General features: G+C 63.7%; 9 protein-coding genes. 3 read left to right on the top strand and 6 right to left on the bottom strand.

The genetic code is table 11. The annotated features are described in order from the left end of the window. Positions 1-925: calcium:proton antiporter (locus ZAL01S_RS05365; RefSeq protein ID WP_066080811.1), on the bottom strand; the 925-nt coding region annotated here is incomplete at its 3' end. A gap of 224 nt (positions 926-1,149) precedes the next feature. Here ZAL01S_RS05365 and ZAL01S_RS05360 point away from each other — a divergent pair. Then, positions 1,150-1,635 (top strand): SRPBCC domain-containing protein, encoded by a 486-nt coding sequence (locus ZAL01S_RS05360; RefSeq protein WP_066080808.1) that lies wholly within the window; start codon positions 1,150-1,152, stop codon positions 1,633-1,635. Then, entirely contained in the window at positions 1,635-3,590 is a 1,956-nt protein-coding gene (locus tag ZAL01S_RS05355) for a potassium transporter Kup (protein ID WP_083523093.1), read from the top strand. Before ZAL01S_RS05360 ends, ZAL01S_RS05355 begins: the two co-directional genes overlap by 1 nt. Before the next feature lie 107 nt (positions 3,591-3,697). Here the strand turns inward: ZAL01S_RS05355 and ZAL01S_RS05350 are convergent, their stop codons facing one another. From ZAL01S_RS05350 to ZAL01S_RS05330, 5 genes are all read right to left on the bottom strand, one after another. Next, a complete protein-coding gene (locus ZAL01S_RS05350; protein ID WP_066080805.1) occupies positions 3,698-5,140 on the bottom strand; it encodes an NCS2 family permease in 1,443 nt (480 codons plus the stop codon). Between the two features lie 41 nt (positions 5,141-5,181). Then, positions 5,182-5,550 (bottom strand): hypothetical protein, encoded by a 369-nt coding sequence (locus ZAL01S_RS10295; protein WP_066080800.1) that lies wholly within the window; start codon positions 5,548-5,550, stop codon positions 5,182-5,184. A gap of 9 nt (positions 5,551-5,559) precedes the next feature. Next, complete coding sequence (locus ZAL01S_RS05340; protein WP_159421599.1) at positions 5,560-6,087, bottom strand: hypothetical protein; 528 nt, start codon at positions 6,085-6,087, stop codon at positions 5,560-5,562. 79 nt (positions 6,088-6,166) lie between these two features. Beyond that, a complete protein-coding gene (locus ZAL01S_RS05335) occupies positions 6,167-6,517 on the bottom strand; it encodes a GlsB/YeaQ/YmgE family stress response membrane protein (protein ID WP_083523092.1) in 351 nt (116 codons plus the stop codon). A gap of 170 nt (positions 6,518-6,687) precedes the next feature. After that, positions 6,688-6,960, bottom strand: a complete 273-nt coding sequence (locus tag ZAL01S_RS05330; RefSeq protein WP_083523091.1) for an HPr family phosphocarrier protein — start codon at positions 6,958-6,960, stop codon at positions 6,688-6,690. Positions 6,961-7,134: 174 nt separating this feature from the next. Between ZAL01S_RS05330 and ZAL01S_RS05325 the strand changes: the two genes are divergently transcribed. Continuing rightward, the gene (locus tag ZAL01S_RS05325) at positions 7,135-7,911 is read left to right on the top strand and encodes an MIP/aquaporin family protein (protein ID WP_066080792.1); all 777 of its coding nucleotides are present in this window, start codon (positions 7,135-7,137) and stop codon (positions 7,909-7,911) included. Positions 7,912-7,958: the final 47 nt, after the last annotated feature.

Below are 7,958 nucleotides of genomic sequence, written 5' to 3'. Positions count from 1 at the left end.
TCGGGTTCCAGAGGGTCGTGATCGCGATAGCCGGAATGGTGAGTCCAATGGAGGCGATCGCCGAACCGTACGCGAGGTTCAGGCTGATCTGCATTTCGCCGCGTCGCGCGGCCTTGACCGCGGCAAGCGTCTCGGGAGCAAGGACAAGCAGCGCGATGATGGCACCGACAAATGACTCCGGCAGACCAGCCAACTCCACGGATGCTTCGATCGCGGGCGTTGCCACTTTGGAGAGCCCCACCACGGACGCAAGCGCGACAAGGAGGAGGAGCAACGACACGACCGTTTCCGTGCCGCTTGGCGGTTCGGCGGCTTCATCTGTCTCGAGCGGTGCGCCCTTCTCATCAACAGGCAGGAAGAAGTTGCGGTGACGCACGGTCTGGGTTGTCACAAAGAGCGCGTACAACGTGAGCGATGCGACCGCAGCAAAGCCCAACTGCAGGCCGGTGAACTGCGGACCGGGGGCGCTCGTCGTCAGGCTCGGAAGCACCATCGTGAGGACGGCCAGCACGAGCACCGTGGCGAGCGCGGCAACGGCCCCATCTGCATTGAAGCGGGCGATACCGCCCGGTTTGTGCTGCGTGGCGACAAAGAGCGCAAGGCCAACAATGAGGTTGCAGGTAATCATGGCGGCAGCAAAAACAGTGTCTCGCGCGAGCGTTTCGGTGCCCGGTTTTCCACCCGACATGAGCGTCACGATGAGGCCGACTTCAATAACGGTCACCGCGACGGCCAAGATGAGCGACCCAAACGGCTCGCCCACCTTATGTGCGACCACTTCAGCGTGATGCACGGAAGCCATCACTGACGCACTCAGCATGAGGAGCGCAATCGTGAGCGTGACCGGGTCCTTGAGGCCAAGGACGAGCGCGAGGCCGAGCAGGAGGATCGCTCCGAGCGGTACGAACGTGGTCCAACGTGTCAAAGTTCGTACCAAAGCTCGCTTCCAGGCCTCATCTTCCGCGTCGTGTCATCATCCGTATTCGTGGGAATAGTGTCCCTTCCGTGTAAACACGCAGGGGTCTTTGCATATTCCCTCAACGCTCAATTCTCTTTCGGGAAGTCGCGCGTATGGTGGCCCATGCCCGCGCTGCGGACCACCGCCGGGCCTATTTGACTCGGCACCTCTGAGTACCAGGAGTAGCCACCATGCGCACTGTTCGTCGAATCTCGCTCGGCGGCCACGCGGCGATTGAATTCATCGCCCGCATTCCCCACCGCACCGCCATGGTGTGGGAGGCCGCACTCACTCCGGAAGGACTTTCGTCCTGGATCGGTGAGACCGTTGACTACGAGCCTCACGAAGGCGGCGACGTAACTCTCACCGCAAGTGACGGCAAGGTCACGAAGGGTGTCATCACGGACTACGCGCCCGGCAAGCGAATTGCGTTCACGACGCCGAACGACGAAGTACGCATCCTTATGACCCCCATTGATGGGACGACCGACTTTGTCCTCATCAATGCCTTCGCCAACGAGAACGAAGCCGCCCGCAGCGCCGCCACCTGGCACGAGCGTGTCGCCCGCCTGGCAAAACAGCTCGATGCCGCAGAACTGCAGCGTTCGTGGCAGGATCTCTACGCCCATTATGTGAGCGAAGGATTCGAGCACGGAGCAACCCCCTCAGGAAACTAGTGAAGCTCACTAACCCCCTCACGCGACCGCTCACGGTCGCAGCTCAACGCAAGGCCAAGGCGCGCCGCGGTGGACAGTCCACCGCGGCGCTCACCCTTGCAGCCCTCGGCGTCGTCTTTGGCGACATCGGTACGAGTCCGCTGTACTCGTTGCAGACGGTGTTCTCTGCCGAGCACAATACCGTCCAGCCCACACCCGAGCATGTCTACGGCATCATCTCGCTCGTGTTCTGGTCGATCACGATGATCGTGACGGTGAAGTACGTCACCTTCGTGATTCGAGCCGACAACGACGGCGAGGGTGGCATCCTCTCGCTCACCGCTATGGTCCGCCGACAGTTCACGACTCGTCCGCGAGCGTCCAAGCTTGCCGCTGCGGCCGGTCTCATCGGCGCGAGCCTGTTCTTCGGCGACAGCGTCATCACGCCCGCTATCTCGGTGCTCTCCGCGGTGGAAGGTATTGAAGTCGCCTACCCTGACTTCCCACACATCATCGTCCCGATCGCGCTCACGATTCTCATCGTGCTCTTTGCCTCGCAGAAGTACGGCACGAGCGTCGTTGGCCGCGCCTTCGGCCCGATCATGTTCTGCTGGTTCGGTGTGCTTGCCGCGCTCGGCCTGCCGCACATCCTCGAGAACCCGGGGATCCTCGTGGCGCTCTCCCCCTACCATTCGTGGAAGTTCATCTTCGCTGAGCCGTTCATCGCGTTTATCGCCATGGGCGCGGTCGTGCTTTCGGTGACGGGTGCTGAAGCGCTCTACGCGGATGTCGGCCACTTCGGTCGCCGCCCGATCCAGCTCGCGTGGCTCTGCTACATCTGGCCTGCCCTCACCATTTGCTACCTCGGCCAGGGCGCCATGGTGCTCGCGCACCCGGAAACCATCTCGAACCCGTTTTTCAACATGGGCCCCTCCTGGACGGTGCTGCCGCTCGTCATCCTTGCGACGATGGCCACCGTCATTGCTTCGCAGGCGGTGATTTCTGGTGCCTACTCGGTGGCGCGCCAGGCAATGCGTCTTGGCTACCTACCGTCGCTCGATGTGAAGCAGACCTCGCGTCACGAGGCCGGCCAGATCACGATCCCGGTCGTCACGGGTGTGCTCTTCGTGTGCGTCGCCGCGATCGTCCTCATCTTCCAGAACTCCGTCGCACTCGCGAGTGCCTACGGTCTCGCCGTCACGACGACGCTCGCCCTCGAGACGCTCCTGTTCTGCGTCTTTGCACGCAAGATCTGGATGTGGCCGTGGCCGCTCGTCATCGGCTTCGGCGGTGTCATCCTGAGCTTTGAGGCCACGTACTTCATCGCAAACCTCGCCAAGATCTTCATCGGTGGTTGGCTCCCGCTCGCCATTGGTGGCGTCATGCTCTTCATCATGACGACCTGGCAGGCAGGACGTCGTGAGGTGACGCGTCGCCGCGAAATCATTGAGGGCACGCTCTCCGACTTCCTCGAGGCGCTCACGCAGGAGGGCCGCGAGCCAATCCGCTGCCCTGGCACGATCGTGTTCCCGCACGCGAGTGACCGCAGCGTCCCGCTCGCGCTCCGTCAGAACTTGTCGCTCAATAAGGTGCTTCACGAGCAGGTCATCCTCGTGCAGGTGAGGACGATTCACGTGCCGCACGTGGACGAAGAAGAGTGCGTGACAATCCGCCACTTCCCCACGGCCCCTCCCGGCATCATCGGCGTGACGCTCCGCTTCGGGTTCTTTCAGACGCGGGACGTGCCGATGGCGCTGCAGCGTGCCTCAGAGCGTCTCAACATGCCGGAGCTGGATGTAAGCCGCGCCCACTACCTGCTCTCGCACCTCGACATTGAGGCGATCCGCACACCTGGCATCCGCGGCTTCCGGCGCGCGCTCTTCGTGCTGCTCACCCGGACCGCTTCGTCGCCGTCGAAGCACTTCCGCCTCCCGAGCGAGCGGACGATTGAGCTCGGCTCACGCATCCAGGTGTAGTCCGGCCCTTGAGATGATGCCCGTTGTGTGCCTCGTCTCGAGACGGAAACGACGTGTGCCTGCCGCATCCTCTGCGGCAGGCACACGTCGTTCAGGTGCTGGCTGAACTAACCAAGGATCACCTCGAGTGGCCCGCGCCCGAAGAACAGCACGAAGCCCGCCGCGACAACCCACATCAGCCAGTTGACCTGCTTCGCGCGGCCAGCGGCCGCGTGGATGAGGACCCACGCGATGAAGCCGATACCGATGCCGTTTGCAATCGAGTACGTGAGCGGCATGGCCGCGATCGTGAGGAATGCCGGGAGCGCCGTCGCAAAGTCACCCCAGTCGATGTCGGAAACCTGGGCCATCATCATGGCCCCGACCACGACAAGGGCTGCCGCGCCCACCTCGAGCGGCACGACGAGCGCAAGGGGCGTGAAGAAGATGGCGAGGAGGAAGAGCACACCGGTCACGACCGAAGCGAGGCCCGTGCGTGCGCCCTCTCCGATGCCTGCCGCCGAGTCAACGAAGACGGTGTTGGAGGACGAACTCGTAGCGCCACCAACAACGGCGCCAAGACCCTCCATGATGAACGCCTGGCGCATGCGCGGGAATGTGCTGTCGTCGTTCGCGAGACCCGCGTTCTTCGCAAGGCCCGTCATCGCGCCCATCGCGTCGAAAAAGTTCATGAACACGAGCGTGAGGAGCAGCATGCTCGCCCCGAGCGGGCCGAGTCGAATGAAAGCGCCGAAAGGGTCGATCGCGCCCACGAGCGAGAAGTCAGGCAGGGCGACGATCGTTTCGGGCAGGGCTGGCACGGTGAGGTGCCATCCGTCCGGGTTCTCGATGCTCGGGCCAAGGTGAAGCACACCTTCGGCGATGAGTGCAATGACGGTGCCGACGGCGATGCCGATGAGGATGGCGCCTGGGACACGTCGCGCTACGAGTACACCGATGACGATGAGGGTGACGACGAAGACGAGGGTCGGCACGGTCGCGATCGAACCGCCGATGCCAAGCTGCACCGGCGGACCACCCTCGGTTCGCGTCACGAATCCGGAATCGACAAGGCCGATGAACGCAATAAACAAGCCAATACCCACGGTGATCGCCGATTTCAGCGCAGCCGGGATGGCATGGAAGATTGCCGTTCGGGCACCCGTCGCCCCCAGGATGACGATGATGACACCGTTGATCGCAACAAGCCCCATCGCCTCCGGCCAGGTGACCTCGCGCACCATCGACACGGCGAGGAAGGAGTTCACGCCAAGGCCTGAGGCGAGCGCGAAGGGCAGGTTTGCAACGAGACCAAAGGCGATCGTGAGGACTCCTGCGGCGAGCGCCGTCGCGGAGGCGACCTGCAGCTGGTCGAGCGTGTGTCCCGTGACATCCGCGCTCGAGTCGCCACCGATGATGAGCGGGTTCAGGACGAGAATGTAGGAGATCGTCACGAAGGTGACGAGGCCACCGCGGATCTCGCGGCCCCAATCACTCCCCCGTGCTCGGAGTGCGAAGAACCGCTCGCTCCAGGTGGATGTCGTGGTCGTGTCTGTCTCGATCTCGCTCACGGAGAAATCGTACCGGCGATAGTCAACGCGCCGCGCGAGCTCTAGACCTCGAGCTCGACGCCCTCCCAGTGCATGGTGTGCTGATGGGTCACGAGGCGGGGACCTTCGGAGGTGTCGACGTAGCAGGAGACCATGTCGGCGATGTAGCGGTCGTCGCCGCGCAGCCCGGTGAAGCGGTAGACGAGTGCCGCGGCATCGCTGTTGATACGAACGAGCTGCTCGTTCTCGAAGTCGACGCGGTCCCAACCGGGCGACGCGTCCATAGCCATGGCGCAGTTCTCCCGATCGAGCACAAATCCCGGGACTACAACGCGTGCATGCGGCGCGAGGATCTCCCGATAGGGGTCCCCGTTCGTTGCGTGAGCGAGCTGGCGTTCAAGTTCCAGGAGCGTGGTGAGATCAAGAGCCATGCCGACAGCCTAATTTCCCTCGCCGGTGAGCTCGGCGAAGCGCTGCACCGTCGGGGGCCAAACGACCGCCCAGGTAAAGAGGAACGTTAGCGCGAACGTCGAAAAGAGCACGCGCATGACGTCGCTCGAATTCATCGCGAGAATGGCTGCCGCAGCCGTCGCACCTGCGGCAGCCGTTGCTGCCTCGGCAACGACGATCGGCCAGATGCCCGACTTTGAGACACGGCGAAGGCCGCCGTTCACGGTGCGGCCAATGCCGAGCGCAAGGAATCCTGCGCTCAGGATTGCCATGAGGAAGATCGCCCAGCCGACGATGCCCATGAGCGCGCCACTCGCAAGCCACGCCAGCTGTCCCTCCGGCGTGAACACAAAGAAGAGGACGCCAGCGACGACACCCACGCAGCCGAGCGTGAGGAACCACCGGAGCGCGAGCGCCTTGAGCGGGGGCCGAAGCTCTGACCAGAGCACTTGGTTGGCGTCATCGCGGTCACGCGATCGGCGGGAAGACGAGGCGGCAGAGCGGCGGGGAACAATCACACCGTGAGTGTACGAGGCCAAAGCAGCAACGACGAAGGCCCCCGCCGGAGCGGAGACCTTCGTCGTTGCGTCGTCGGGGTTAGACGCGCGGGGTGTTGTTGGTGTCCGTGCCACCGCGCTTCTTCGTGAGGAAGCCCCACACGAGGAGCACGAGGATGGCGCCGAGGGTCGAGAACACCCACATGAGCGGGTTCCAGAGTCCCCAGGCGTTGTCGCCGGGGAAGATGAGACCCGCAATGAGGCCACCGACGATCGCGCCGATGATGCCGAAGACGAGCGTCGAGAGGCAGCCGCCGCCCTGCTTGCCAGGGAGGATGAGCTTCGCGAGAGCACCCGCGAGGATGCCGACGATGATCCAGGAAAGCCAGCCGAGGCCGCTGAAGGCCTGGTCGCCGGCAGCGAGCGTCGTGGTCGTTGCGAGTTCAAGCAAGGTTGTTTCCTTACGTTCGGGGACTCAGCAGCGTGATGCCGCAGGTTTCGCAGCAGGGATCTGCGAACACATTCGAGGCTAAGGGGGCGATCAGGGCAGAGCCTGAGCGTTTCTAGAAGGAAATGACTGATCCGAGATGGCATAGTTACCTTCTCGATTTGGCAGACGCCTCAGCGTTCCCCCTCGAGCACGTGGCGAAGCTCCTCGAGCATGCCCTCGGCGCGAGGCCCGCACACGCGCAGCGTCACGACGTCGCCGTACCGGATTCCCAGCGCCACAATGCGGATCGCGCGGCGAAGCTCACACTCGTTGAGCGTCGCCTCGCAGCCGCTTCGCTCAGCGATTGCCGCAAGTTCGGCGGCCACGCGCAGGTGGATTCCGGCAGGATCGCCAATTCTCACGGCGCGCTCAGCATTTTCTCGCGGCGGCAACTCGGAAAACATGCCGAAACTCTAGCGGCCCGGGAGTGTCACAGGCCGATCCGGGCGTCACACAGTCACGAAGCTGAGACGGTACGCGCTCACAGTCGAGTGACATCACCGAACTGGTTACGCTATGCCGGTTCAGCCTGAACCCACGGGATGCTCCCCGCGTCCCGTCCTGCTTGAAAGGCACGCATGTTGGGAACGATTTTCCTCTCTGAGCTGGTCGGTATGGCCCTACTCATCATTCTTGGTTGCGGTGTTGTCGCCAACGTCGCTCTGAGCGGCACGAAGGGCCACAACGGCGGCTTCCTCATGGTCAACATCGGCTGGGGCCTCGCCGTCTTCGTCGGTGTCCTCACTTCGGCTGCGTCGGGCGGCCACATCAACCCGGCCGTCACGCTCGGTCTCGCCGTCGACGGCGCCATGAAGGGTGAAGCGATCGACTTCGCGGACATGGGCGTCCGCTTCGCCGCCCAAATGATCGGCGCAATCATCGGTGCGATCATCGTCTGGGCGTCGTACAAGACCCACTTTGACGACGAACCGGAGGCCGCCAACAAACTCGGCGTCTTCGCCACGGGCCCGCAGACGCGCTCGTTCGGCTGGAACGTCGTCACCGAGGCTGTCGCTACCTTCGTCCTCGTCCTGTCCGTCATTTCCTTCAAGAACTTCGGCGCGATGACGGCCCCGAACCCGGCTGGCGGCGAGCTCACCTCGCTCGGCAACCTCGCACCGCTTGCCGTTGCCCTCGTCGTGGTCGCGATTGGTGCCTCGCTCGGTGGCCCAACCGGCTACGCCATCAACCCGGCTCGTGACCTCGGCCCGCGCATCGCGCACGCCATCCTCCCCATTCGCGGCAAGGGTGCCAGCGACTGGGCCTACTCGTGGGTGCCTGTGGTTGGCCCGATGATCGGTGGTCTCGTCGCCGGTCTCGTCGGTGCCGCGATCCTCCCCGGCATCACCCTCTAAACGAGCACACGCGACACACATGCGGGGCCAGTTCCACTCGGAGCTGG

Origin of the sequence: [Zimmermannella] alba NBRC 15616, assembly GCF_001570905.1 — a bacterium.
Classification (GTDB): Bacteria; Actinomycetota; Actinomycetes; order Actinomycetales; family Microbacteriaceae; genus Pseudoclavibacter; species Pseudoclavibacter albus.
Note: the sequence above shows the minus strand (reverse complement) of the source record. Positions and strands in the feature narration are given on the sequence as shown.

Coding starts and splice junctions, on each gene's coding strand:
- ZAL01S_RS05360 (WP_066080808.1), top strand. CDS start 1,150: ATGCGCACTGTTCGTCGAATCTCGCTCGGCGGCCACGCGGCGATTGAA.
- ZAL01S_RS05325 (WP_066080792.1), top strand. CDS start 7,135: ATGTTGGGAACGATTTTCCTCTCTGAGCTGGTCGGTATGGCCCTACTC.
- ZAL01S_RS10295 (WP_066080800.1), bottom strand. CDS start 5,550: ATGGCTCTTGATCTCACCACGCTCCTGGAACTTGAACGCCAGCTCGCT.
- ZAL01S_RS05330 (WP_083523091.1), bottom strand. CDS start 6,960: ATGTTTTCCGAGTTGCCGCCGCGAGAAAATGCTGAGCGCGCCGTGAGA.